The 24903-nt window shown below is 41.9% G+C and carries 24 protein-coding genes and 1 pseudogene; 8 read left to right on the forward strand and 17 right to left on the reverse strand.

Annotation, left to right across the window (positions count from 1 at the left end; all coding sequences use genetic code 11):
• The first annotated feature begins 104 nt into the window (after positions 1 to 104).
• From ACFFUV_RS05860 to ACFFUV_RS05885, 6 genes are all read left to right on the forward strand, one after another.
• Positions 105 to 1004: a LysR substrate-binding domain-containing protein gene (locus ACFFUV_RS05860; protein WP_390190426.1), complete on the forward strand. Its 900-nt coding sequence runs from the start codon at positions 105 to 107 to the stop codon at positions 1002 to 1004.
• A 118-nt stretch (positions 1005 to 1122) separates the two neighbouring features.
• The gene (locus ACFFUV_RS05865) at positions 1123 to 2526 is read left to right on the forward strand and encodes an MFS transporter (protein WP_390190428.1); all 1404 of its coding nucleotides are present in this window, start codon (positions 1123 to 1125) and stop codon (positions 2524 to 2526) included.
• A 185-nt stretch (positions 2527 to 2711) separates the two neighbouring features.
• The gene (locus tag ACFFUV_RS05870) at positions 2712 to 3632 is read left to right on the forward strand and encodes a patatin-like phospholipase family protein (RefSeq protein ID WP_390190429.1); all 921 of its coding nucleotides are present in this window, start codon (positions 2712 to 2714) and stop codon (positions 3630 to 3632) included.
• A gap of 221 nt (positions 3633 to 3853) precedes the next feature.
• Entirely contained in the window at positions 3854 to 5452 is a 1599-nt protein-coding gene (locus ACFFUV_RS05875; RefSeq protein WP_390190431.1) for a carboxylesterase/lipase family protein, read from the forward strand.
• A gap of 240 nt (positions 5453 to 5692) precedes the next feature.
• On the forward strand, positions 5693 to 7336 hold the full coding sequence (locus ACFFUV_RS05880) for a carboxylesterase/lipase family protein (protein ID WP_390190433.1): 1644 nt from the start codon (positions 5693 to 5695) through the stop codon (positions 7334 to 7336).
• A 578-nt stretch (positions 7337 to 7914) separates the two neighbouring features.
• Positions 7915 to 8556, forward strand: coding sequence for an NAD(P)H-binding protein (locus ACFFUV_RS05885; RefSeq protein ID WP_390190434.1), 642 nt, complete (start codon positions 7915 to 7917; stop codon positions 8554 to 8556).
• 120 nt (positions 8557 to 8676) lie between these two features.
• Here ACFFUV_RS05885 and ACFFUV_RS05890 read toward each other — a convergent pair whose 3' ends face one another.
• The 4 genes from ACFFUV_RS05890 to qatA are packed head-to-tail and all read right to left on the reverse strand — an operon-like array spanning position 8677 to position 13591.
• On the reverse strand, positions 8677 to 9447 hold the full coding sequence (locus ACFFUV_RS05890; protein ID WP_390190435.1) for a TatD family hydrolase: 771 nt from the start codon (positions 9445 to 9447) through the stop codon (positions 8677 to 8679).
• Between the two features lie 15 nt (positions 9448 to 9462).
• On the reverse strand, positions 9463 to 10878 hold the full coding sequence (gene qatC, locus ACFFUV_RS05895; RefSeq protein WP_390190438.1) for a Qat anti-phage system QueC-like protein QatC: 1416 nt from the start codon (positions 10876 to 10878) through the stop codon (positions 9463 to 9465).
• Complete coding sequence (gene qatB, locus ACFFUV_RS05900) at positions 10875 to 11702, reverse strand: Qat anti-phage system associated protein QatB (protein WP_390190440.1); 828 nt, start codon at positions 11700 to 11702, stop codon at positions 10875 to 10877. Before qatB ends, qatC begins: the two co-directional genes overlap by 4 nt.
• Entirely contained in the window at positions 11702 to 13591 is a 1890-nt protein-coding gene (gene qatA / locus ACFFUV_RS05905; RefSeq protein WP_390190442.1) for a Qat anti-phage system ATPase QatA, read from the reverse strand. The genes qatB and qatA overlap by 1 nt, the downstream gene beginning before the upstream one ends.
• A gap of 382 nt (positions 13592 to 13973) precedes the next feature.
• Here qatA and ACFFUV_RS05910 point away from each other — a divergent pair, with 382 nt between their 5' ends.
• Positions 13974 to 14267, forward strand: coding sequence for a cyclic-phosphate processing receiver domain-containing protein (locus tag ACFFUV_RS05910; protein ID WP_390190444.1), 294 nt, complete (start codon positions 13974 to 13976; stop codon positions 14265 to 14267).
• A 28-nt stretch (positions 14268 to 14295) separates the two neighbouring features.
• On the opposite strand, the gene ACFFUV_RS05915 is transcribed toward ACFFUV_RS05910, so the two are convergent.
• Genes ACFFUV_RS05915 through ACFFUV_RS05935 form a run of 5 tightly spaced genes read right to left on the reverse strand, consistent with a single transcriptional unit; the run spans position 14296 to position 17408 of the window.
• Positions 14296 to 14595, reverse strand: a complete 300-nt coding sequence (locus tag ACFFUV_RS05915) for a hypothetical protein (protein WP_390190446.1) — start codon at positions 14593 to 14595, stop codon at positions 14296 to 14298.
• A gap of 25 nt (positions 14596 to 14620) precedes the next feature.
• Positions 14621 to 15112 (reverse strand): hypothetical protein, encoded by a 492-nt coding sequence (locus ACFFUV_RS05920; RefSeq protein ID WP_390190448.1) that lies wholly within the window; start codon positions 15110 to 15112, stop codon positions 14621 to 14623.
• Positions 15113 to 15131: 19 nt separating this feature from the next.
• Entirely contained in the window at positions 15132 to 15437 is a 306-nt protein-coding gene (locus ACFFUV_RS05925; RefSeq protein ID WP_390190450.1) for a hypothetical protein, read from the reverse strand.
• A gap of 47 nt (positions 15438 to 15484) precedes the next feature.
• Positions 15485 to 16861 carry a DEAD/DEAH box helicase gene (locus tag ACFFUV_RS05930; protein ID WP_390190452.1) on the reverse strand — a complete coding sequence of 459 codons (1377 nt, stop codon included), beginning with the start codon at positions 16859 to 16861 and terminating at the stop codon, positions 15485 to 15487.
• Position 16862: 1 nt separating this feature from the next.
• The gene (locus tag ACFFUV_RS05935) at positions 16863 to 17408 is read right to left on the reverse strand and encodes a VspR family transcription factor (protein WP_390190454.1); all 546 of its coding nucleotides are present in this window, start codon (positions 17406 to 17408) and stop codon (positions 16863 to 16865) included.
• Positions 17409 to 17511: 103 nt separating this feature from the next.
• Between ACFFUV_RS05935 and ACFFUV_RS05940 the strand changes: the two genes are divergently transcribed.
• Complete coding sequence (locus tag ACFFUV_RS05940; protein ID WP_390190456.1) at positions 17512 to 17829, forward strand: helix-turn-helix domain-containing protein; 318 nt, start codon at positions 17512 to 17514, stop codon at positions 17827 to 17829.
• Positions 17830 to 17953: 124 nt separating this feature from the next.
• On the opposite strand, the gene ACFFUV_RS05945 is transcribed toward ACFFUV_RS05940, so the two are convergent.
• From ACFFUV_RS05945 to hinT, 8 genes and pseudogenes are all read right to left on the reverse strand, one after another.
• On the reverse strand, positions 17954 to 19243 hold the full coding sequence (locus tag ACFFUV_RS05945; protein ID WP_390190458.1) for an NAD(P)/FAD-dependent oxidoreductase: 1290 nt from the start codon (positions 19241 to 19243) through the stop codon (positions 17954 to 17956).
• A gap of 244 nt (positions 19244 to 19487) precedes the next feature.
• Positions 19488 to 20024 (reverse strand): annotated as a pseudogene (locus ACFFUV_RS05950) (NAD(P)/FAD-dependent oxidoreductase); the annotation flags it as partial.
• A gap of 393 nt (positions 20025 to 20417) precedes the next feature.
• On the reverse strand, positions 20418 to 20960 hold the full coding sequence (ycfP, locus tag ACFFUV_RS05955) for an alpha/beta hydrolase YcfP (protein ID WP_390190459.1): 543 nt from the start codon (positions 20958 to 20960) through the stop codon (positions 20418 to 20420).
• Between the two features lie 94 nt (positions 20961 to 21054).
• Positions 21055 to 21909, reverse strand: a complete 855-nt coding sequence (locus tag ACFFUV_RS05960) for a phosphotransferase (RefSeq protein WP_390190460.1) — start codon at positions 21907 to 21909, stop codon at positions 21055 to 21057.
• Positions 21910 to 21942: 33 nt separating this feature from the next.
• Entirely contained in the window at positions 21943 to 22533 is a 591-nt protein-coding gene (gene lpoB / locus ACFFUV_RS05965; RefSeq protein ID WP_390190461.1) for a penicillin-binding protein activator LpoB, read from the reverse strand.
• A 66-nt stretch (positions 22534 to 22599) separates the two neighbouring features.
• Positions 22600 to 22989, reverse strand: a complete 390-nt coding sequence (locus ACFFUV_RS05970; RefSeq protein ID WP_390190462.1) for a YcfL family putative periplasmic lipoprotein — start codon at positions 22987 to 22989, stop codon at positions 22600 to 22602.
• Complete coding sequence (locus tag ACFFUV_RS05975) at positions 22989 to 24377, reverse strand: COG3014 family protein (protein WP_390190464.1); 1389 nt, start codon at positions 24375 to 24377, stop codon at positions 22989 to 22991. Before ACFFUV_RS05975 ends, ACFFUV_RS05970 begins: the two co-directional genes overlap by 1 nt.
• Positions 24378 to 24469: 92 nt before the next feature.
• A complete protein-coding gene (hinT, locus tag ACFFUV_RS05980) occupies positions 24470 to 24820 on the reverse strand; it encodes a purine nucleoside phosphoramidase (RefSeq protein WP_390190465.1) in 351 nt (116 codons plus the stop codon).
• Positions 24821 to 24903 lie beyond the last annotated feature (83 nt).

Below are 24903 nucleotides of genomic sequence, written 5' to 3' on the forward strand. Positions count from 1 at the left end.
TTTATTAATTCACTTATAAATCATTAGAGATTAGAATAATTTTGACTTTTTTAATAAACTAGTTAGCATAATCCGTACAAAATATAGCAAGGTGGTATGCTGATATGACAGAAAACCTTAATGATCTTCGGGCATTTGTTCTAGTAGCCAAAATGGGCAGTTTTACCAAAGCAGCCAGTCATCTTGGTGTCTCGCAATCAGCCCTCAGTTATACAATCCGAACCTTAGAAAATCAGGTAGGGATCAAGCTGCTCAATCGTACCACTCGCAGCGTATCTCCAACTCAGGCTGGAGAGCAGTTACTAAATGATATAGAACCTTTAATTAACCAGATTTCACAAAAGTTAAATCACTTAAACGAGTTTCGTGATTCGCCAAGAGGAACATTACGTATTAACTGCACCGAACATGTCGTTAGCTTTCTGTTGTGGGATAAGTTAAGCGGATTTATTAAACAATACCCAGATATTGTGCTCGAAATTGCCAGTGATTATGCGATGACGGATATCGTAAAAGAACGTTACGATGTCGGTATCCGACTCGGTGGGCATGTTGATAAAGATATGATCGCGGTAAAAGTGACTCCGGACATGCGGATGATTTTAGTTGCCTCTCCGGATTATATTGTCCAAGCGGGTAGCCCCACGCATCCGAATAAGATCAATGCCTATCGCTGTCTTACCCTCCGGCTTCCCAGTCATGAGAACATAATGAATTGGGAATTCAACGATCTCACAGAGACCAATCAACAAAATACCATCATCGTCAAACCTGAATCAGCGATGATTGTTAATCATGCTAATTTATTAATCAAAGCCGCAAAAGAAGGACTTGGACTGGCATGGGTTCCAGCAACAATGGTCACCGATGACATTGCAAACGGCAAATTAGTCACACTACTTGACGAATGGTCGATTACTTACGATGGATATTATATGTACTATCCTGCTCGAAACCCTTCTCCATTATTCAGATTGTTGATCGATGCATTAAAACCACAGTAATAATAAGATAAGTCACCCATTGATTAATCAAATTTTCTTATAAGTCTATTTCAATTTGCCAGCTTAATTCACAAAATTGCCAACGTTAAACTGAGTACTCATTTTGTGAGGACAAGTTATGGCAAGTTTTAATAAATCGCAAATTAACGCGCTGATAGTCATTTTGGCGACCTACCTGTTAATTTTGCTAGATACTTCAGTAGTGATCACCGGGCTACCACAAATTCAGGAAAGTCTTGGCTTTAGCCAGGTAGGCCTTTCGTGGGTGCAAAACGCTTATACATTAAGCTTTGGTAGCTTATTAATGCTAGGAGCCAGAGCGGGTGACATTCTAGGACGCAAACGCATTTTCCGATTTGGTCTTCTTGTGTTCACAGTGTCATCCTTAATTATCGGCTGTGCGCCATCAGCTACGATTATGATCACAGCGAGAATCATTCAAGGAACCAGTGCTGCAATCCTGGCCCCGACAACTTTAGCTCTTTTATCATCCTATTTTAAAGAAGGACAAGAACGAGTTAAGGCGCTTTCGTTTTATGCAGCAACAGCTGGAATTGGAGCAACGGCAGGTTTAGTTTTAGGCGGGTTGTTCGCCGGCTTACTTTCCTGGCGAGTCGGATTCTTGGTTAATGTCCCTGTTGGTCTCATTCTTTATGCTGCAACGAACAAGCTACTAGTCGAAACCGACCAGCAACAAGGCAAACTCGATGTTCAAGGTGCGGTCACTTCAACATTAGGCATGTCTGCAATTATTTACGGAATTATCAACTCATCAGCTAACGGCTGGAGCGATTACATAACGCTCAGTATGATTTTAGGAGGTCTCACACTAATCATCATCTTCTTACTGGTTGAAACAAAAGTCACTCAACCATTACTTCCACTGCATTTGTTTAAAAGCAAAGAGCGGTTAGCTGCCTATATTTCGCGCTTTCTATTTGTAGGAGCAGTGGTCAGCTTTTTCTTTTTCTCCACACAGTTTATGCAACGAGTCTTATTAATGACGCCTGTTGAGGCAGGATTAGGATTCGTTCCGATGACTGGATTTACCTTCTTATCATCTTTATGTGTTCCTAAACTGACTAAACGACTCGGTAACCACGGTGTTGCTCTATTAGCTCTGAGCTTCTGTGCAATAGGATTTGCTATGCTGGCGAATATGGCTCCAGGAGATAACTATTGGCAACAAATGCTACTACCAATGATTGTCGTCGGTTGTGGAAACGGTGCAGTTCTTGGTCCTCTCACAGTCTCTGGTGTAGCAGGCGTCGATTCACAAGATACAGGAGCTGCGTCCGGCTTAATTAATGTAGCGCATCAGATGGGCGGGACTTTTGGCCTAAGTGTATTGGCCGTTCTATATGCTTCATCAGGAAAAGAAGGGCTAGATGCGGTCTACCTGCTTTCACATCAAATTAATGTCGGTTTTTATGGCTGCATGACATTGATCATACTCGCCATCATTACTACCGCTTATGTTTCTGTAAGCTTTAAATTATCGCCGCAAAATCAGAAGGTCTGACTACAACAAAAAAGAAAGTAGCATTTATACCGTTCAATTAACTAGCATTATTTACTTTTGCTCATAAGCCCATCAATCATTTCTTGTATAAAACGCAACTTGAACAAATGTTATATTTTTCAACAAATGTGCTGATACTTTCAGCACATTTATCTTTTTACTATCGTTAAACTATTGGTAAATGCATGTTTAAAATTATGACATTATTAATATTGTTTGCATCCATTGTCGGATGTAGCTCTAAGGTTAATAATACCTACAATGACTTGGTATCACCCGATCTCACAAAAACTAAACGGCAGGCAGAATATAAAACATCAGCGCCGACTCTTGGTATTGCCTTTGGCGGCGGTGGTGTCCGAGGCTTTATGCATCTTGGCGTAATCAAAGCGTTAAAGGAAGCCAATATTCATGCAAACGTAGTAACTGGTGTTTCAGCTGGTTCTATTGCCGCGGTTTTCTATGCTTCAGGAATGGATTACCAACATCTGGAAAATACAATTAATAATGTTGAAATGTCTGATGTTCTGGATATAACTCTCTCATCGCGTGGTTTTATTGACGGTGCAAGACTTTCCGATTGGATTAACTCTCAAGTTAAACAGTCAGATTTAACTCAAATGCCGATCCCTATTGGTTTGGTTGCTACCAACCTCAGTCAGCAAAAATCTATGCTGATAACAAAAGGCAATCCGGGTCATGCCGTTCAGGCATCTTCTTCCATTCCCGGAGCTTTTATCCCTGTCGAAAATCAGGGAAATGTGTTGGTTGATGGCGGTCTTCTGGATGTCGTGCCGGTCAACTATACTCGTGAACTGGGAGCTGATGTCGTAATTGGCGTTGATATCTACTGCGGAAATCAAGCAGCACCTTCCATAGATCAAAGTGGTATGCAGATAACATTTTCTTCATTCAGAATGCTGACATGTAAACTTTCAGAAGCCGATCTAAACAGTGCAGATATCCTTATCCAACCAAATTTTGATCTGCAAAGTGATAGTGAAGAGGAAAAACAAGCAGCTATAAACGCTGGCTATATGGCAGCTAAAGCTGTATTGCCCAAAATAAGGCATGCATTATTATCTCAGAAAATTTCAGAGTTGTAATGGTGTAATGACTAATCTATTCGTAAGTTTGATTCATTAAGCAGTTACCTCATTAATAAATAACTGCAGCTCTTATCGTCACGAGTAAAATTAAGAAATAATAATTACTTATATAATCCAACTTGTGTTTCTATAAATCAACTAACACTTTATTAAATTTCAATTAGAAACAATAAATATATTCCAATTACCTTTCTAAACTAACTACATTTGAGTTTTTTATGAAAAAAAATATTGCAAGAAAATTGTCCACTTTCCTTATCGTAATTGCCACTATATGTGGTACTCCGGCCTTTTCTTACGAGCATGACCAACCCACCTCGGTATCGATGATTGACAGTGGTCCAATCCGAGGTATTGATAATGGAAAACTATTCTCTTATCTAGGTATCCCTTATGCGAAACCGCCAGTTGGTGAGTTCAGATGGCAACCACCACAAGCTCCCGAGCCATGGACTGAAACATATAATGCAACCAAAATCAGTAATCAATGTGTACAAAACTCGGATTTAGGCGCGTTTGCGACCCCTGGCGGGCAAGAAGATTGTCTTTACCTGAATGTTTACACTCCTCGTACGGCAAAAATGACACAAGATCTTCCTGTTTTTGTTTGGATTCATGGTGGTAGCCTTTGGGTTGGCCAGGGTGCTGATTATGATCCGAGTAAAATCGTTGAGCAGCAGAATGCTATTGTTGTGACTTTTAACTATCGTCTAGGGATGTTTGGTTTCTTCGCTCACCCTGATATTAAAAAAGAGAACAAACCTTACGCAAACTATGGTCAGATGGATCAAAGCTTTGCCTTAGACTGGGTACAACGTAACATTTCATCATTCGGTGGGGATCCCAAAAATGTAACCATTGCCGGCGAGTCTTCTGGCGGTACGAGTGTCTTAGCCCAAGTAATCTCACCGTGGAATAAAGGGAAATTCCAGAATGCAGTTATAATGAGCGGCTCATCTATGGTTTTAAAATATCCTAATTTTGGTGCACCACGCCCTCTTGATGTTGCAGAAAAAGTCGCCACAGATTTTGCGACTGCAGTGGGTTGTAAAAAACAAAATGCAGAATGTTTACGTAATTTAACAATAGGCCAAATTCTAGCTACACAAACGCCATACATGATAAATCAAACAATTATTGATGGTGACTTCATGCCAATCAGTCCAGCACAAGCAATTCAAGAAGGTCAAATTAATGATGTCACTGTAATGGTTGGCACCAATCGCGATGAAGGACGTTTCTTTGCTGGTTTTACCGAAAATGAGACGAAAAAACCTCTAACAGAAAAAAGCTACTACGAAACTCTAGACGCTTTTTTTGGAATAGAACTGGCAACTATTATTAAACAACAATACCCGATCAGTGAATATAATTCTGCAAGTGAAGCTTACTCTGCCGTAATGACGGATTATTTATTTTCTTGTCCAGCAAATCGACTTATGCATTCTCTTTCTGAACATACAAAGGTGTATGCTTATGAATTTTCAGATAGAACTGCGCCTTCCTATTTAAAGCCCACGACATTCCCTCAAGGAGCTTATCATACCGCTGAATTAGCTTATTTATTCCCTGGATTTCATGGGGGGAAAGTTGGGCAGCCAATAGTACTAAATTACCTGCAAGAAGTATTATCCAACGAAATTATTCAGTATTGGGTTACTTTAACTCAGTCAAATAAATGGAAAAACTGGAAGCCTTATAACAGCAAAAAAGAAAACGTTTATCGTCTGATGCTACCAAAATCGCATTCATTAACAAAAGGACGTTACATATCAGATCACCAATGTTCTTTCTGGGATACAACCAATGTATATTGATGGTTGCTGGCCCTGGTAAGTACATACACATTAATAAGTTTTCTTTATAACCCTTTGCACTGTCGGGAGCTATTTCTATCGCGTCATTTAAAATATTCTTTATTTGACTATTGTATTTTCAGGTTAGGCAACAAATTGCGGTAATGCACTTTTAGTCCCTTTGATATCTATTGGAAGCCTGAAATGTCAATAAAGTAATGATGCTATGGGAGTTGAATAAAAATGCAAAGGATTAAAAATTTGCTAAATTGGAAGTCTGTACTTGTAATTGCGGCACTCGGTTTCGGAAGTCAACAAGCGATTGCAAACCCGGATCTGATTGTTGAAACCAATAAAGGACCTGTTCAAGGGATGACGAGAGACAACGTTGTTGAGTATCGAGGCATCCCTTATGCTAAACCACCTGTCGGTGATCTACGCTGGAAACCACCTGTAGAACACACCGAATGGAAAAACGTCCGTGATGCAACATCGTTTGGTAAAACTTGCGGACAGGTAACATTGCTTGGCGTATTTGCAGGACCGGCAAATACCAATGAAGACTGTCTCTATCTGAATGTGACGGCTCCAAAAATGGCAGGCAATGAAAAATTACCAGTTCTGTTCTGGATCCATGGTGGTGGTTTTGTTGATGGTGCCAGCAGTGATTATGATGCAAGCAAACTCGCAAACCAAGGAAATATCATCGTTGTTTCGGTCAATTATCGCTTAAGTTTGTTAGGTTTCTTTGCTCACCCAGCGCTCAATAAAGAAGGTCATCTTTTTGCTAACTATGGCCTGCTTGACCAGCAATTTGCACTGCGTTGGACAAAAGAAAACATTTCTAAATTTGGAGGTAACCCAGACAACATCACTGTTGCTGGTCAATCTGCCGGTGGAGCCAGTGTCGCTTATAACTTGATCTCACCATTAACTAAAGGCATGTTCCAACGTGCGATCATCCAAAGTAGCGCCTCTTATCTTTCAGCAACGCCAATGTCTGTTGCTGAAAAGAAAGCCATTAACTTTGCTGAAGCCGCTGGATGCGGACGCGGAGTAGATGCAGCAACAGCAACCTGCTTAAGAAATCTACCAGCCGATAAACTCATGAAATTATCTGGCCCAGTCGACAAGTTTGGCCCTTATGTCGTCACTCCGGTTGCGGATGGCAAGATCCTACCAAGTAGTGGTGCTACTGCATTTGCATCAGGGGAATTCCACAAGATGCCAATCATGTATGGTTCGACACAGGATGAAGGTAGTTTCTTCGCTGCTATCCCTGTCTATTACTCTGGTAAAGCTATCACACAGGAGGATGTCACTAACTATGTAAACTCTGCCTTCGGTGGTAACGCGGGTTACGCCGGAACACCACCATCCTATCCAAAAGATACTCCAGAGAAAGTTTTAACTCACTATCCTTCGTCTGAATACAAAAGTGAACAACTGCGTATGATTGCAATTCAGAGTGATGTGATGGTTTGTCGAATTCAACATGGTGCACATTTATTGGCGGGCAAGGTTCCATTATATGCTTATGAGTTCCGTGATCAGACGGCACCATCAATGTTCCCTGACTTGCCAGACTTTAGGCCTATGGCTTACCACACCGCAGATCTGCAATATCAATTCCCTGGATTCCATGGTGGTGACAAAGGTGTTCAACATCCACTGAATGCTCAACAACAAAAACTTTCGGATCAAATTGTGGCAGGATGGACTAATTTTGCTCGCTATGGCAACCCTAATGGTAAAGGTCCAAAAATTTGGCCTGACTATTCCAGCGATCCCAACGCTCAATCTTATTTGTCACAGGATATTCCGGAGCTTTCAACGTTCAGTAACAACGATTTCACTGCAATGCACAAATGTGATTTCTGGAAAGATGTACTTGTTTATAAATAATCAACAGGAAGAGATATAAAATTAAATAAGATTACATTAGCTTTATCCATTTATAGTCTCAATTATCGCAGAAGGTTTAAGGGTAGTGATGGACCACTACCCTACTCTAGAGAGCAGCTAAAGAGCGAATATCTTTAAGTACCAATATTCGCTGCATAACGAGAATAGTGAGTTATTTAACAAAAAATAATATTGCGTAGCAACCGGACAGGATTTCCGCTCAACCAGAAAGTGATTCCGAAGTTTGTGGGAAAATCGACCGTTTGTACCGGAAACAGTGTCCGGATTAAACTGAATGGGTGTCCGGGAAATCACGGAGATGGCGGCTGGATTGTTTCGGAATACACAAAGCCTCTTACAATTGAACAAACTGCATTCAATATATTAGAAGCAACAAAGGCAAACAATAACCATTAACTTTATATGGTATTATTGAAGTTGATAACTGGTTGATTTGTTATCTAAACGTCATCTTCGCATTGATGAATTAAATTCATTATGTCTAGCCGTAACTGCCTATTAAACAGCTTAATGTTTATACGTATCCTTAAGTTATGTAGATACGACTAGCAAATATTATGAAAATTCTTATTTTGGGATCTGCGGGCAGAATCAGCCGCCTGCTAATACAAAGATTACTCAACGAAACCGATCATCAACTTGTACTGCTTGCGAGAAATGCAAATAGCAGACTCAGACACTTCCATTCAAATCGTGTGAAACTGGTTGATGGTGATTTCACAAATCGTGAACTCCTTGCCTGTGCAATGAATGGTGTTGATGCTATTTACCTGAACAGTATGGGTAAAGCAAAAGAATCAGAGATCATTAGAGATACTATGTTGGCTAACAATATTAAACGTATCATCGGAGCAACCATTCTGGGTATTTATAACGAAGTAAAAGGTCCGTTCGGTGATTGGAACAAGCGTATGGTTGGAGTTAACAGAATTCAGGCACAAGCTGATTCGGTCGCCGTTTATGAGGAATCCTCTCTTGATTACACCATGCTTCGCCTGACCTGGTTATATGACGCTGTGGAAACAACTAAATATGATACCACCCATAAAGGCGAAGACTTTAAAGGCACAGAAGTTTCAAGAGAAGGTGTTGTGCAGCTCATCATCGATATCCTCAATGACCAGACTGGTCGCTTTAACCGCACCAGTTTAGGTGTCGGTGAAGCAGATAAAGATGGAGACTGTCCCAGTTTTTACTGAGCAGCCATTTTATAGAACGAATGCGGTATTAAACTACGGGCGTTTGTTAGTATGTGAAAAGATAATCGCCAGATTGCATCACTGGATAAAGCCATGAAGGTTGAAGATGCAACATGCACATCATTGGTTTTGAACCCTTGATAAAATCTCGCTTGAGTTTCTTAAAATCAGAGCAGAGCATTCTTCTTCAGCCATGCTCCATATAGTTGAAATTTTGCTGACAGTCTCCATCAAAAGTGATCTGTGATGTTCGGAAGACAAGTTCTTACTCGTAAATGGCATATCAGTTTCAATAAGCACAGACTCTTTAGGAACGTGCGACAACAAATCCTGTCCACCTTTAGTTTTCACCATTTTATAGTTAATAGAGAACTTAGCCCCCATGTCTAACAATTTACTAGCCTGGGGAACCGACCCAGTAAACCAGTGAAATACAGGTGTATAGCGAGCGGAGCTCACGTATTTTTGGAAATGTTTTATCAGTCTAACTTCAGCTTTCAAGCTATGAATAGACATTAGCCGTTCAATTTTCTCTTCAGAGCACAATTCAAGTATGTGTGAAAAGACGGCTTCCTGCATATCTAGAGTCTGCTTATATGCTTGAGAGCCGTCCAATCCTATCTCACCAATAATTTGTGTACCATTGACGAACTGACTAAAAGAAAAGTGGTCGTCATAGCGAGAGCCGACCAATTGAGGGTGCATCCCTAATGCTGGGTACATACCGGCTGTTCGTTTAGATACCTCGACATTTTTACTCCAAGCCAATGGAGTCGTGGTGACGGCTACAGCCGCCACGTCTTCATTTAACTGAAACGTCTCGGAAGCAAAACCAGGAAGCAGATCACAATGGCAGTGAAAATCGACATAGTTTATACAGCTATTTAGCATTACCTTCAGTCCTACTTAATTCGATCTCACTACCTTAACATCTCTCACTAACTCATACACTTCTTTCAGCCCACGTTCGTACATGCCTGCAATGTCCGTCCATTCACCAAATACTCGCTGCAAGGTCCCTGATTTATGTATCTCAATGCTCGGCTTCATTAGGCCGTTTGCGAGACGGTATCCAGCATACTGAACAGATAAGATGTCTTTGGACTCCGCATATACAGATCCTTTCTTCCCTACCCTGATTTTAGCTTTGTCAAAGTCAGGAATGGCAACATAAGTGGTATTGTCATCGATCAACGCTTTCTTAAACGATGCTTTCCGTATCAAACAAGGGTAGCAGTATCCACAGTTACCGCGACCGCCGGCACCTCCGAGTCTATGCGCCTTAAAGTTGTCCTTGTCCCAACGCATTTTACCAGGGGATGCACACGACAAGGTTTCATGTGCATGTCTTGTCAATAACTGTTGGTTGTGGCAATTTTTCATCATCTCACCTTTAGTCATATGGCGATAAGGGTTGACTAAAGCGATGTTCAAATTCAATTCGGAGAACACCTCAGACATGAGGCTCATAAAATGCGGATGTACGGTCTTTGTACTATTCGCGCCCAGACGAAGAGGATCCAGCGGCACATTAAGTGCAATAAAACCGTTCTCAGGTACAATCAACTTACACAGTTGCCCCATGCCAGAGGCTAGATATGCCGCCATGGATAGAAACATAAACGAACGAGATCTCTGACTATTTTCTGCACTAATGTCCTGATTCCCAGTTTTAAACACACTCTTATCGAATATTAAACAGCCTTTAATATAACCTTTAAAATAATCTGGGTACTCTTTGCACAAGGTAGTCTCAACAGCGTTTTGATAGTTTTGTGTACCATCTTTTGAGTAATGGCCTACAAACAAACAGTTGGTATTTTCACTTAGCAGGTCAATAGCGCCAATGAAACTGTCTAATCCTCCTGATAGAAGCGAAACAGCCTCAACAGGTTCCGCAGGCTCTTCAATCTCAATGCAATTTAAGCGATCAGTCGCTTCTCTCTCTCGAAAATGCAATGTCCAAAAATCACCGGTGATGAATGACAACAGTTCTTCCAGTTTGTCTTTAATGGGTTTCCATACAGATAAATCGTTAACAGGGAAGTAGATTGCAAACTCTCGAGTCCAGCCATCCTGAGAATACTCCTCCCTACTAATGCGAGTATCTGCAGCGTAAACCAATGCTGAAAGATTTAGCAGTTCGGAAGCAGACTCGTTTGGTGACACTAAATGTTTCTTCGCTCGACCGACAAATGCACCCAGGCCATATTTCGTTTCGATTTGATTCTGAGGCAATTCGACGATCACAATCAAATCATCCTTAGGGACTTTAACTTGCTCAGTCGAGTTAATTAAACCTATAACAGAACATCTCTTCATTCTTCACCGCCTACAGACTCAAGGATTTCAAATACACTGGTATAAATTTCATTTATCTTATCAGCGAGTGCCGTATTCATAATATCCATCCCATCCGAGGTCAGCTTAGAAATAGCGTCACTTGCACACCCTTCGATGTATCCACTCAATTCACGTAGGGTTTTCTGTAGCTGCACGGGATCTGCTTTTTCAGCAACAATGTTATTGCCAATATCATTAATAATTCTTTCAGTGACACTTTTGCCGATAAAGCAGCTTAACGACGCTTCAATTTGTTCTGGAGTTATAGCGTCTAAATCGGTGATTCCGATGGTTGATGTCATCTCTATAATCGTTTCGATATACGCACTACGAGCGACAGCATCCGGGATATTGCTCGTTGAAACATCACAGATTTGATCGGAAACACGAAGAAGCAACTCATCCACAGTCTCGTCGGGTCTTAACGTTAAATTAAGGCTTTTAGCGACAGCTTCTGTTCCTCGCTGTGCGACATCCGTCAAGAAAGAAAGTAGGTTACCGGCTGCTTTTGTTGAGCTCCCCATTCTTTTGGTCGCTGAACCTTTTCCTCCGGTATTCTTCACGTATCGGCTAACACCGCTCTTCATCGAGCCTGTATCGCCTGTGCGAAAATAACGGTTCATCTCACTACGAGGGTTTCTAAAACGTTGGCCTGTTTCAGGCTTGATTTGCGGTTGTGGAACAATATCTGGATCGCCATCTCCACCGCCTTGTGGTTGTGTATCTTCGCCTCCTCCTTCAAGCCAGGTGGGCACAAGAGGATTATTACTGTTTGGGCCTTTGTTCGGTGTCGATGTTCCCATCACTTATCCCTCTTTAGCTGCTGCTTTGATGTTCTCGCTAGTATTTTATTTTCACTTTCAGACCAGTCTTTAAGTAACTCATGAAGTTCTTTTTTAGCATCGTCCCCTAATTCGACTCGCTCCCAGCCAGAAACCGCCCACGCCCCTATTCTATTCTCTGGAATGGCGACCAATCCTTTTAGCAGCTTACTTTGGAGCTCTTTAAAACACTTGGACAATAAATGCGCCCCATGATAGAAGTCCGGCGTTTGTGTTGCACTGGCGAAACTTTGAATTTTCGTAACTAGAAAATCCATCAGCTTATCAGCATCATCCGGCGACAATTGCTCGATGGTAGCTTGTGCGCTTGCAACGACTAAGGCATCTCCCGAAAGGAGTTTAATGGCTCTTTCAATCAATTCATTACCTTGGGAGAAACCCATAAACTTGACCTTCTCTCTGGTTAGGAAGAAATACGGTGTCAATTTTACATCGGACAGCTGAGGCTCAATACTTACCCAATTACCTAACCAATCATCTTTTTCAACATCAAAGACAGGCTTTTGATTTGATGGCACTGCCAAATGTTCGGCTTCATTGTCCCCTGCATCTTCCATAGCTTTCAATGAGTGAGGTTTCCCCTCGGGATTACTCAGACAGTCAAGCCTAAGCAACTCATAAGCATTTGGGTTAAACCTCTCTAATAACATCAGCTTAATTAGAACATTTTCCTTTATAGCGTCTTTATAGCCCGCACTTTCGGCGACTAAAAGCCGAGTCATAAAAGCATTCAGAAAACGTTTGATCTGTCGAGGGTTCCCTTTGGTTCCTTGATTTAAGGCAGGCGCAATTTGAGATGCCATGAAAAATAGTTCTTTTTCCTCTCCTGAGAGCTTTTTCCCAGTCCACTCCTCAAACTGTTCAATCGATATGCTCGCCTTTGTCCAAGGCTCTTTGAGCATTGTCTGTGCATGCTCAAGTACACACTTGAATTCATCACTCCCATCATTACAGATACTTTGTGATGCCAATAAAGATAAATATACCGACGTTTCATTTTCATTTAAGGCAGGGATTCTGAAAGGAATTTGAATCAGCTTTTCTAAATAATTGCGCGTATAAGCAATACCACCGACCTCTTCAGACAGGTTGGGAAAGTGTCGACGGACGGAATACTCAATCATTGTTTCATCTGCAGCGATAATGAAGGCAGTTTTAGGCATGAACAAAAACAGTTTCATCGCTTCCATCGTCGCTATTGCAGTATCAGGTAGACATCGATCAAGATCATCAACAAGTATGACTAATCGGTCAATTTTGGCGGCTTTAAGCAGTTTATTATATTCTTCGCGAAACTCTGTAATCTCAGTAACAACCCGCCTTTTTTCAGCACTACCAATATAAGTTTTTAGTTCACCCAGTCCGCTTTTGATATCATCTTGATTCAAGCTTCCGGCTTTAGTTACTAATGCATCAATGGCATTCGATAAATCTTGAACCGAGCTTGGTGTTGGAATGCCGGTTGCAGCCGTTACGCCCCAATTAGCGACCTTCTTAGCAGCCTTCAGCCAATCAACCCGTTTTAAAAAGGAATCTGCCGCTTCTTTAAATCCTTCAATTGCAGATCTGTTCTTTACTAAATCATTGGTAATTTTCTGCATCAGCGCGGTTTGAGCATCCTCTAACCCCTGATATAACCAACTATTAAACCTTACACATACTGTTTTATCGTCACCAGAATAGGAGTCTTCGATCATGGATAAAACCGTCGACTTACCAGCCCCCCAATCTCCATGTATCCCGATGGAAACCGGAAGTCGATTCTGATCGCTAAGTAATTTAACGATAGCATTACTTATTGATTGATAATTCAGTAGATCTACGTTGGATTCGTTATCAGGCCAAAGCACAGAGATTCCTTCCTTGGATTAATTACGTCGTGTTAGTGAAGCAATGATTACCGACATGTGCAAAAATACAGTATGCTACTGATATTATTGCAATTCAATAACATCCAGACTGGTATGTCTGTAATTCACTGAGGGATCACATTCCGATCCAAAGCGCATGTACGCGCTTTTGAACCCTCAACAGCAAAGAAAACTATCTGCAACACGAAAGCGTATGAACGATTTGAATTACACAATTTTGGTTTTTACATGATTCATGTAAATTTTGAAATCGTGTAATTTTATGCTTGTAAAATGTCTGTACGGCCGTCGCTCACTGCAAGAGTAACGGTTTGTTGATATAGTTGTACCATGGTACCGCTTTCTAGAATAAGGAGCTAAAATGAAAGTCTACCTCGATGATGAACGGCAGACTCCAAAAGGATGGCATAGAGTTTACTGGCCCGAGGAAGCCATTACCTTACTTAAGCAAGGTATCGTTACTGAAATTAGTCTCGATCATGATCTTGGAGACGATGAACATGGAACAGGCTATGACATTATCCTGTGGATTGAAGAGGCGGTTGCAACTCAAGACTTTCAACCACCTTTAATCCGCGTCCATAGTGCTAATTCATCGGCAAGACAGAAAATGGAATTCGGTATCGCTAATATCCAACGATTATTAAATACGTAGGATTGAACCAGATAAGGCTCTGCTCTTTCTACGTAAGTTGAATTACATATACGACAAAGTTTACTGCAAAAATGGCGGATACTTTTACGAAAAACCATATCCATTGTCTTTTGTATGAATGATAAATCGCTTGTTTAACTTCTTGTAGCTCTACCAGCAAGCACTGTTCTTGATACAATAAAACCCCATCAAATATCTTTTGCGCAGTTCCTGATTTCCATTGTTCGTACAATCTTAGTCTTTCAAGAGAAGGGAAATCATCAGCAGAATCTCCGCTTCCAAAGGAAGCTAAAATCTGCTCTACAGTTCGTCTCTTTCTCAAAAACATCGACACACGACCCCGTAAGTTAAATTTAATAATCCGCTGATCTTAAGTCGCGTATTTTAGAGATGAGTTGACAAGTGACGCCCTTTCCAAACTCAGAACGTAAGTAACGTTCTGGATAGGGTTGTAATAGTTCCTCAGAACCGATTTCTCCACAGACATACCATTGAGCATTCAATCCATATGAGTGAGCTATCATCCTACGCACAGGGTTGTTGTCGTCCATTTGCATCCTGAAGGGCAACTCTGTCTCCGGTGCTAATTCATCGCTAGAAAATACACAATGTTCAATAAGATATGCTCGGTCATAACAAGTTCCCAAAGGGTAAAGTAGTAGACCCGCTTCTGACACTGCACTTCTTAGCATGTCGATAGCTTGAGAATCCGGTTCTACCATTTCTAAAAGAGTCTTTGTTCGAGTATTGAACCATTCTTTATATTTGGCGTGTACACTTGCATTACGGTAAAAATATTCATTCGAATAGAACAAACTAAGTAGGTCGAAATATAAAATCTTCATTGAAATTCTCGAATTCACATTAGGCATAGTTAAAATGGTGCTTCATGAAAAAATCCAGATAACACCCTCTTTCCAATGCTCTTTCTTCAATTTGCTTCCATAACACCGGTAAATAGGTTTTAAGAACGTCCGCATCCGATTGGTGGTATTCATCCTCACAGTCCCCAGCAGCAGCTTTTATCCACTCAGAGGGGATTAAAATAGTGAGTCCTTGATGAAAGTACTCAGGAATCGATTCCCGAATGCCTTCTTCGCTACCGCTAGCGACATAAATTGTGACGCCTTCACCCGTCGCATAATAATGACTAACACCAACATAAAACATATCAACTCCTAACTAACATATTGTCTGACAATAAAATTTCTGATTGATTATAAGAACGCAGCAACTACACGTTCTCGAAACTGTCCCAACCAAATCTCATCAAAAATGTCATCCGAACCACTACCCGAGGTGGAATGTTTAGGCTGAACGTCCCATTGTAACTGGCTGTATCCCTTGATTGTTTGTGACGGTACAGATTCGATTTCACCGCATTGGTTTGTTTCTGGGAACTCTGTGACATAATCTTCTTTACCGAATTTAGCAAATAGGCATGTTTCAGGAATGTCATGCTCAATACGTTCCGCATATTCAATTAAGTTCTGCTCAGCAAACGTATAAAGCCAGGCTTCCTGGTTTGGACTATCATTGACTCGTAATACGCGGCCAAGTACTTGTCTAAAGTGAAGTTCTGTTTTTATAGCGCTGATATGACAACACACTTGTAAACGGGGAATATCAGTACCTTCACTTATCATGCCGACACTGACTATCCATTGAGTTGTTCCGTTTTTATAAGTTTTAATTTCAGACTGTGGATCGTCATGATGATAAGTCACTAATGTTGTCGACTGACCAAATTTCTCAGTTAATATTTTTTGTACTTGTTTCGCATGCTTCACCGATGACGTCACAACGAGGCCTCCGGCATTTGAGGACTCTTTCCTGATTTCACTGAGTTTCTGACATCCCAAACCGAGGATATGCTCCATTGCTTGGGCATTATGAATCACGTCCGGATAAGACGTTTTTGATTGCTTAAGAAGTTCAAGAATAGAAGCGAACGATTTCTTCACAGAGCCTTCTGAAATCGTTAAATGTTCATTATCAACCAGCACTATTTTTGGCTTGCGGCATACATTATCTGATATCGCTTGAGCTAAACCATACTGATAATCACAAAATAGCTTGCCTTCCGGGTCACTGTATTCTGCCAAAACAATCGGAAGTTTATCTGAACGCCAGGGAGTTCCCGACAGAGCTAAAGTATAGGTAGCAACACCTTGTATACGAGCCAATATTTGTTGCCCCCAAATATTGGCTCTGTCTGGTTCATCGCCGGAACAATGGTGAATTTCATCAAACACAACAAGAACTCTATATTTTTCAATAGTTCGCCAAAAGTCATCGCCTAAATACTGGATGGACTGATAAGTAAGTGACTGACCTATTGAGCCTAGACTTCCGTTGAATGGACAATTGATGATTATCGAAAACGTAGCCCTCATGCCATCAACTACAGCAACAGAAGGTGAAAAGCAAAGAATGAGATCAATCATCCCCTTATCGAGTAATGTCTTAGCCAGTGTAGCTGACATGATGCTTTTACCGGCTCCTGGTGTCGCTTGACAGAAGAAATGGTTAGAACCAGACTCGTATTTTTCCAACGCCTGAGCAACACATTCGGCTTGCCATTTCCTTAACATACTATGCTCTCTCATGTGACAACGAATTCAACATATTCGTAATTGCATTAATATTGCCCATAAACAAAGCTGCTTTTTCGTTAGCAGCAACGTTCAGACGTTCAAGAAGCTGAAATTGCTCGGGATATTGTTCTTTTAACGCTTTGTACTTATCTATCTCACCCAAAGTAACTTCCAGTTCTCCCTTTAATCTGTTGCGCTCAACCGTTAATTCAGAGTAATCGTTACTATCTTGATTTGTAACTGATACTTTTGGCCGGCTCTTTCTTACTCGTGATTTAGGTTTCCGAGGCTCAAAAGAGAGCGAATTAAACGCGTCCGTTTTGAAGTAACGTTTTTCTCTACCAGAACCTTCACACCGCAACCATCCGCTTTCTATGCACTTTAATAATTGTCGATAAACAATCTTTCGGAGTTCATTGATATCTTTGGGGCTTTCGGGGAACAAGTGAGCGACATCTCTAGCCTCAACAACAGAAAATCCATCCATCTTTTTTTCTATCAACAACTTATAAATATATTCATTTATTTTTTGAGAACGTTTCATTTACTACTCGAACAACACAAATACTAAGTATTGCTTAGTATACATAAATAAGTAAAACTAAGAAAATCTTAGTATCTATAGGTAAATAAAGTATGAAACATAAGTGTCGATTGACAACCCAATACCCAAGCGCCTCAAAGAAGCCCGAAAAAAAGTGAAGATCTCTCAGAAAACATTGGGGGTTCGTATCGGGATTGACGACGGAGTAGCAAGTGCTCGGATGAACCAGTATGAGAGAGGGGTGCATACACCAGATGTAAGTACACTTAAACTGCTGGCTGAAGAGCTAGGAGTGCCCTTAAATTATTTTTTTTGTGAGGATGATGAGTCTGCAGAACTGGCTTGTTTGATTGCCAAAATGAGTATTAGTGATAGACAAAAACTTATAAAAAAGTTGCTTTCGGATTTAAGCAAAACCTAATATCATGAGTTAACAACCTTTGCTCAAAAGACTAGTAGAAGGGTTAAAAACAATCACCACCGCCAGAGGCAGTGGTTTAGGGATGACAATAAAACCGGAGCTCATTGCCCCGGTTTTATTTTAATTAGTGAAGCTTAAGGTTTGGTCTAAGCACTCTGTTGATTCTACCAACTAACATCATTAACCCCGTTTTGAACATTCCGTGCAACGCCATTTGGTGCATACGATAAAGTGAAATATACACAACACGAGCGATGCGCCCCTCAACCATCATCGAGCCTTTGGTTAAATTCCCCATCAAGCTACCCACTGTTGAAAAGCGGCTCAACGAAACTAATGAACCGTGGTCTTTATAAATGTATGGTTTCAGTTCACGACCATTAATTTTAGCGACAATATTCTTAAACGCCTGACTTGCCATTTGGTGTGCAGCCTGAGCGCGAGGCGGAACAAACTTACCATCAGGCTGTGTACACTGAGCCAAGTCACCGATCACAAAGATATCATCGTCACGAGTGGTTTGCAGCGTATCTTTTACTACCAACTGGTTGATGCGGTTTGTTTCTAGGCCTGCAATATCTTTAATAAAGTCTGGTGCTTTGATACCCGCAGCCCAAACCATGATTTGTGCGTGGATCTTCTCACCATCTTTAGTCGTTAAGCCATCTCTATCTGCCTGAGTGACCATGGTAGCTGTACGGACAGTCACTCCCAGTTTTGTCAGTTCACTATGAGCCGCTGAAGAAATGCGAGGTGGTAGTGCAGGAAGTATACGCTCACCCGCTTCAACCAAGTTAACATTCAGTTTGCTTGAGTCTAAATCCCCAAACCCATATGAACGTAATTCCTTAATTGCATTATGAAGCTCGGCACTGAGCTCGACTCCTGTAGCCCCTGCGCCAACAATTGCGATATCAACAGTACCTTGACCGTTTTTAGCGTGCAATTTTAGGAACTCATTGTTCATCTCAGTGCGAAAACGGTGAGCTTGTTCTGGACTATCTAGGAAAATACAATTCTCACGAACACCAGGAGTATTGAAATCATTCGAAGTTGAGCCAATGGCCATAACCAAGAGGTCATATTCCAACTCACGCTCAGGAATTAATAATTCACCATGCTCATCATGAAGCTCAGATAATGTAATCGTTTTTTTATCGCGGTCGATCGCTGATAGACTACCCATCTGAAAATCAAAACTATGGTTTTTGGCATGAGCACGGTAACTAAGAGCATCAACACCTTCATCCAATGAACCTGTTGCGACTTCATGTAGCAAAGGCTTCCACAGATGGCTTGCTTTACGGTCAACTAGAGTAATACTCGCGCGATTCTTTCGCCCTAATGTATGGCCCAATTTCGTCGCAAGCTCTAAGCCACCTGCGCCGCCACCAACAACAATAATACGAGTCATCAAAACTCTCCTTTAAATACTCAAAATTTAATCCAACCCGATTCAAATCCGGTCAGTAGAATTAGTTAAAGCCATTTAGTTATACAGGGATATTCTTTATCTTCTTAATTGTATTGATTAAACCCATGCATAATAATTCAACATTATTTAATCAATAAAATCAGATATTGCTATATAAAGAGAATGAGTACTAGGCTGCTAGTAAGGTCTGATCATTTAAGTGTACTTTTCTAGTTTTCACACCCTCCACACCTGTCGCACCACCACCCACAATCGCAATATCGACGGTGCCATGACCATTCTTGGCGTGTAACTTGAGGAACTCATTGTTCATTTCGCTACGGAAGCGATGCGCCTGATCCGGGCTGTCGAGGAAAATACAATTCTCTCGTACTCCTGGCGTATTAAAGTCATTTGATGTTGAACCAATTGAAAGCACTAACATGTCATAGTCGACTTCACGTGCCGGCATGAGCAATTCACCCTCATCGTCCTTCAGTTCTGCCAGTTTAATCACTTTACGTTCACGGTCGATGCCACATAACGAGCCAAGGTGAAAATCGAAGTGATGATTTTTCGCATGAGCACGATAGCTGAGCGCATCAACACCTTCGTCCAGCGAGCCAGTTGCCACTTCGTGCAGTAACGGCTTCCACAAATGGCTTGAATTTTTATCGACTAACGTTACTTGCGCTCTCCCCTTACGGGCTAAGGTTCGGCCTAGCTTGGTCGCTAGCTCCAAACCACCGGCACCACCGCCAACAACTACAATTTTTGTCAAAACAACAATCCTCATAAAATGAATAAACATGTTTCAGGCCGATAAATCGTCCCGATAAAATTCGTTAAGGCTGCGTCATAGCATCGGTTCAAGGCAGATTGCGATGAGGGTTTATTCGTTGTTTATTCTTCGCGCGTAAGCTTGCCTAACTCTGTGCTCAACCTGACATTTTTGGGGCGGCGTTCTTCGCTCGCTCTCAATTTTTCTTGACATTTATCAAATAAATTTAGGATTGTCATTATATAGGTCAAAACCGACCGTGCAACCTAAGAATGACGTCGATAAATGAAATATTGAAACAAATTTTCTCAGGTTAAAATTACAAAAACACCGTTTCAAAAACATAAAAAAAGCAGCGTGTTTTCACATGCTGCTTTTTAAGCTCAATAATAATCAATTTTGCTGTTTAAAGGCCTTTATTGCCTGTAGATGATGAGAGATCTTTTTAAACTTATGTGTCTCTTGTTCGTCCCATACAACCGGATAATAAGGTGACAATTCCTGTGCCACACCAGAATTATCGCGAATTTCGTCATTTTTTGACAAAATCACCATACACTGACCTTTATTGTTGTCTCGAAAATTAGTCACACATTTAGTGGCGATATCTTCATATTCTTCGGGACGATCAATTCGCCCTTCCATATTGTGTTGTGGATGCAAGTTTGGATTAAAAATGACCTGCTTAATGCCACACAGAAAACCAATGCGCTCCGACCAATATCCGCCTAATCCGACGCCGCAAATCAGTGGTGAGGTGTCATCCGATAACTCTATCGCCTTGTCGACTTCTTTCAGCAAGTGCTGCATATCATGCTTGGGATGCAACGTGCTGTAGTTAATAAACCTGACGTCTTCATCAATGAACTGCAACTGCATCACCTTTTCGTGGTTGCCAGGACTGGTGCTATCGAATCCGTGTAAGTAAATAATCATGGTGCCCCCGATTTATGTCCTACTAATCTACCATGAAAGCTAAGGTTTTAAACCTGAGCAGTCTGCATTCTCTCTCTCGATTCTCAAAAAATGATCACTCATCAAAACTTTCAACAAGTTGCTGCGCTTGGGTAAGGTATTGTTCATCGCCCCATAATTGGTGCGCCAGTAAGTACCAAAGCAATGCCATCATCGTCACTCGAGGTAGCCAAGCTTGAACGCCATCAACCCAGTCATCCACCTCGACAATATTGCGCAGTTGGCAATAGCGAAACACGGCTTCTAGCGGCTTTTCTTGGCAAATATCAATGCACAATGCGAGATCCAATCTTGGATCGGCAATACCTGCGTATTCCCAATCGATAATTCGATGACCTAACTCGGTATCAATCATGTTATAACCCGCTAAATCAAAATGGCATAACGCGATTCCAACATGAGTCAAATTTGGCTGTGATCGCCAGCGCTGATAAATAGATAGGTAGGGCTCCACTTTGTAATGGCTCTCTAGGCTCATCCAGTAATGATCGACTCGAGCCGTATAATTAAATGGTGCGGTCGGCATCCGTTCGACACTGCACAGATGCACTTTGACCAAGCTCTTAAGTAATGAGTCAAACCCAAGGTCATGCGTGAGCGCTTTGCCTTCAATCCATTCAACCAACAAACCTGCACTGTTTAAATAAATCGGTTTTGGCCCAAGTTGGGTCTGCTCAATGGCTTTGAGGATTTGATATTCTTGGACACGAGAAATAGAAAATGCTTGTGTGATCAGCGTACTAGGCCGCCAAACGTAAGCTTGTTGGTCAGAGAGAACGATTTTCCAGCAACGATTCGTCAACCCCCCGGTCAACGTCTGTGCGTACGCGGGGGGCAAAGTGAAGAAGGCATCAAGGGAAGCCAGTGACTCATCAAGATGACAAGCCTCTTGCCAAGACATGCGTGCCATTACTCCTCCTTCACGCTTAACGTTAATCAGCGATTATAAGCCAAGAAAACTTTTTGAGCCTTGCTTGCGAATTTCAGTTTCATCCGCCCATTCAATCAGACCGGTTTGCAGATCCATTAAACGCATGGTCATTTTGTAGTAAACGTCTTTATCGCTGCCCGCCGTTTTGGCAATGCTCGATAAATTACCGTAGAGCATGTACTGCGCTCCCACCATTTTACCAAATTGGATCGCCGTGCTTTGATTCACCAACTCATCGTTGTTTTGAAAGTTTAGTTGCTCACGAACAGATTCAACGCGATTCATGTCGACAAAACGGAATTTACCAGAGTTCAACAGCTTAGTGCTGATGCTATCCGTGATGGATTCCGTATCAATGTGTTCACTGGTTTTATTTTTGATGCTCTCAACAAAAACGATTGGGCGGTTGTTTTGGGTAATCGCCGCGACCGACCCGGAGGCCATCATGCTGTCGACCATATCGGCGGCAATTTTTTGTAAATCGGTTGAACCGAAATCAATCGTTGTCGTTTCAACCGCTTGCGCATCACCATAGCTGACTGTATTTGAACAACCACCTAAAACCACTGCTAAGCCCAGTAAAGCAAGAAGACTTTTGTTCATTATTGGTTCCTCATTTACCAATTCGATTACTATTTTAATGAAGGTCTAAGAACATTAGACCAAAAGTTAGTTGTCCAGTTCACGGATTTGTACACGGAACTGTGTCCCTTGAGGGTTGATAGACACTTCAGATATCGCGATAGTTTCCATACCACGCACTACCGCTTGACGCCAAGGGCCTTGTTTCAAATTCACTTCCAAGCCTTGGTCATCATACCAATAGAAACGGTATTGAATATGTTGATCGCCCTTATATTGACTTGCAAGCCGAACGATTCCACGAGTTCTGCCATTCACATCTTGCGTGGTAATGTGGTCAATTTTTAGACGCGAGCCCAACACGTTGTCACCAAATAATACCGTTTGAGTGGCACCATCAATTCTCAGCCCTGCAGTATTATCGGCACACGCACTGAGAGTCAGCGCAGCAAATGTCACTAATAACCATTTTTTCATTACAGCCTTCCTAGTTGTTTATGCCAAACGGTCGCATTGCTACCTTGGCGAGAGAGCCAAACCAATACCGTTCGACCCGCTTCTACATCAAACGAATATGTTTTTTCACCAATATTGAGTGTCTGCGTACCAGACTCAACATTAATGGTGGCGCTATTTGCACGTGCTGGCAATGTTAACCAACTTCGTGTGTCCGGTTGCTCGGTGAGCGTATTCCACACATTAAATAGCAAATTCCCGACATCATCTTTCGCCGCTTGACGGCGTAATTGCTCTTTGGTAACAACACGTAACGCTTGACGTAAGATAATGCTTGGCATGCGCTCAGACAAATCATGGGAGGCCATATTATCGACATCCGCCAACTGAGAACTCTCCACTTGAGCTCCATTTAACGTCATCGGCACAAACGTTTCATCGCCTACCTTTGGGTAGTAAGGAAGTGCTAAAGTATACCAAGCTGTTCCTCGTTTGCTGTCAAAGATAGGTAAAGCCTGTTTCCAGCCTTGTAACGCATCAACTACGCCCTGCTCTTCAATGATGATAACTCGGCTTTGTGTCGAACGCAGCGGTTCAACGTCACCATAGCGTTGGCGGAGCTTGAGCAAGTCTTGATCGATTCCAAGACGCTTGGCAACACGCATGGTTGCCATAGCAACATCAGAATTATCGGCGGAAACGGCTAATGCACGCCGATAATCCACGTACGCACCATTCAAGTCACCCGACGCTTCATACAAGAGCGCAGAGAGATAAAGCAGGTACCCATTTTGCACTGCTTGAAGTGTTTTCCCCGCATCCGGGTAATTGGCCAAAATGCTCCCAATATTTGGACTTAGGCCTTGCGATTGCATCTTATCTTGCGCCGCTTCTAACTCTGCTTCTCGCGTTTTACGGGCTTGCTCTTGAATTTGGTTCGCACGGCGCATTTCCACTAACGCACCTTGCAAATCATTGTCATAGACGTAGGTCAAACCTAAATAGAGATGCAAAAACCCAAGCTCATAATCTGCAGGGCGATAAATATTGAGGTTATCATTAGTTGCAAGGGAGCCGGCACTGATCGCCGACTCAGAAATGGATATGGTTGCTTTGTCTTGCTGCTCTCGAACCGCTTGATCGCTTTGGTCGAGAAATTGGCGGCCTTGCGCGTAATCTTGGTTAAGAATCGCAACACGCCCTTGTTCGAAATTATCCAGAATCGCCCCGGCCACATCATCACCAAGCGCCTGCTTGGCTTTTTGATATTGACCAGATTTGACCGATTGATAGAGGTCACGCTGCTGCGCACTGTAGTGACTAAAAAGATTACCTGCAGAGAAGTTAGCACAAGAGGTCAGTAACGTTGTGCTAACCATTGCCAGTACGAGTTGAATGCGATAGCGCACTTCACTCTCCTATCAAATAGTTCAGACAAACAGGCATAAGTCGCGACCCATGCCTCCAATACTGGCGTAAGACCATTACACAAAGAAATAGTTTAGCTTAATAGCATAGGCCCAAGCGGTTGGCCGCCCAACAAATGCATATGAATGTGATAGACCTCTTGACCGCCGTGAGCGTTACAGTTGACGATCAAACGGTAGCCGTTTTCGTCAATGCCCTCTTCTTTAGCCAATTTTTTCGCCACAGTAAATAGGCGACCAAGAGCAAGTTCATCTTCAGTCGTTACGTCATTGGCCGTCGGAATATGTTTGTTGGGAATGATCAAAATATGACTTGGAGCGCGGGGATTAATATCACGAAATGCAGTCACTAAGTCGTCTTGGTAGACGATATCGGCGGGAATTTCTTTACGAATAATTTTACTAAAAATGGTTTCTTCAGTCATGGTTCCTCCAACTGATAGAGATTATGCGAAACGACCTAATTCCACTGAGTATGCGGCAAGGGCATAGAAAGCTCAATAAAAAC

Origin of the sequence: Vibrio olivae, from assembly GCF_042428525.1 — a bacterium.
Taxonomy (GTDB): Bacteria; Pseudomonadota; Gammaproteobacteria; order Enterobacterales; family Vibrionaceae; genus Vibrio; species Vibrio olivae.